The sequence below is a fragment of the Streptomyces sparsus genome, assembly GCF_054776295.1.
On record NZ_BAAHCA010000964.1, the window covers coordinates 1 to 1,773 of the forward strand.

General features: G+C 73.2%; 1 protein-coding gene and 1 pseudogene. Both read right to left on the reverse strand.

The features are described 5' to 3' along the window. Window positions 1-118: 118 nt before the first annotated feature. Entirely contained in the window at window positions 119-1,363 is a 1,245-nt protein-coding gene (locus tag ACYVE9_RS25370; protein ID WP_461030228.1) for an acyltransferase domain-containing protein, read from the reverse strand. A 22-nt stretch (window positions 1,364-1,385) separates the two neighbouring features. Continuing rightward, window positions 1,386-1,773 (reverse strand): annotated as a pseudogene (locus tag ACYVE9_RS25375) (acyl-CoA dehydrogenase); the annotation flags it as partial.

Consider the following 1,773-nt stretch of genomic DNA (forward strand, 5'->3'; position numbering starts at 1 on the left):
CCGCGGCTCGAACGCGGCGTCGGGCGGGGGCTGTTCGGTGTCGGGCTCCGGCTCTCGTGCGTCGACGACCGGCGGCAGCGGGTCGGCCTCCCGCTGCCGCTGCACGGTCCGGGCGGGCTCAGGCATTGGCCAGCGCACCCGCGAAGGGACCGGCCTCCAGAGTGGAGAGCACTCCTGCCAGATCGACGGCGTTGCTCTCCGGGCCCCGGCAGATCGGCAGGCACACCGGCCCGTCCGAGCCGCCCATGCGCCGCAGGAACGGGGTGAGCACCACCCGCGGCCCGATCTCCACGACGTGGGTGGGGGTCTGCTGGGCGAGCAACTGGCGTGCGGCGTCGGCGAACCGCACCGGCGAGGTGATCTGCTCGGTCCAGTAGGGCGCGTACAGCGGTGTGGTGCTGAACCGGCCGTAGACGGTCGAGTAGTACGGCAGCCGGGGGGCGCCCCCGGGCAGCCGGCGGGCCACCGACTCGAACTTCGGCAGCACCGGCTCCATCATCGGCGAGTGGAAGGCGTGCGTCACCTGGAGGTGCTTGCACGCGATGCCGGCCGCCCCCAGCAGGTCCTCGACCCGCTCCAGGCCGGCGATCTCCCCGGAGAGCACGGTGGCCCGGGCCGCGTTGATGGCGGCGATGCCCACTCCGGGCTCGTTGGCGATCGCCTCCGCGGCCTCGTAGGGGGCCGCGCAGGTCGCCATCATGCCGCCGCCGGACGGCAGGTACTGCATGAAAGCGCCGCGCACGGAGACGAGTTTGGCGGCGTCGGCCAGCGGCAGGGCACCCGCGATGGTCGCGGCGGCGAACTCGCCGATGCCGTGCCCGAGCACCGCGACGGGCTGCGCCCCGGCCTCCTGGAGGGTGCGGGCCAGGGCGTATTCGGTGGCGAACAGCGCGGGCTGGGTGAACGCGGTCTGGTGGATGCGTTCGTCCCGGTCGAGGATCATCCGCACCACCGACAGACCGGTGTAGGGCAGCAGGTGCTGGTCGGCCTCGTCGAGAAAGGCCCGGTAGCCGGTGCTGTGCCGGTACAGGCCGGCGGTCATGCCCGCGTGCTGCGAGCCCTGCCCGGTGAAGACGAACGCGGTCCGCACCCGGTTGCCGGACTCCGCGCGGGGGTCGCGCAGGGCAAGGAACCGGGCGAGTTCGTTGACGGTCGGGTGGACCCAGATGTCGGTGGGCTCGATGAGCGACCCGAACTCCTCCTCGATGTCGCCGTACAGGCTGAGTGCGGCGACGGAGTCCAGGCCGAGTTCGGGGAACGGCTGGTCCGGCGGGACCGACCGGTTGAGGTAGGTGCCGAGCCGCTCGACCAGCCACTCGGCGTAGACCTCGTCGCCCGGTTCGCTGAGCGGGTTGGGTGCCATGTCGTGCTCCTCGTCTTCTGCGTCAGGCCAGCGGAGTGGCGTACAGGTCAAAGCCGCGTCGGGTGTGCAGGCGGTCCAGCGCCTCGTCGAGCACCAGCCGTTCCGCCGCGGCGGCGGGACGGCCGGGAAGCGGCAGACCGAGCCGGCGGGCCAGCCGGTGCAGTGCCGCGACCGCCCAGGCCGGATCGGCCAGGAAGGCGTCGGCTGCTTCGGTCCGGTCCGGATCCGACTGCTGGGCGCGGTGCACGCCCAGGCAGGCCGCGGCGGTGACCAGGAGCGCGTAGCGGTCGGCCAGCGCGAAGCTGTGCGGGCTCATCAGGGCGGCCCGGTCACCGGGTTCGACGGCGTCGAACACCTCCTGGAGGTGCCGCAGTTCCGCGACGAGCGGTTGTGCGGCGGACCGCAGCGCG

Coding starts and splice junctions, on each gene's coding strand:
- ACYVE9_RS25370 (WP_461030228.1), bottom strand. CDS start 1,363: ATGGCACCCAACCCGCTCAGCGAACCGGGCGACGAGGTCTACGCCGAG.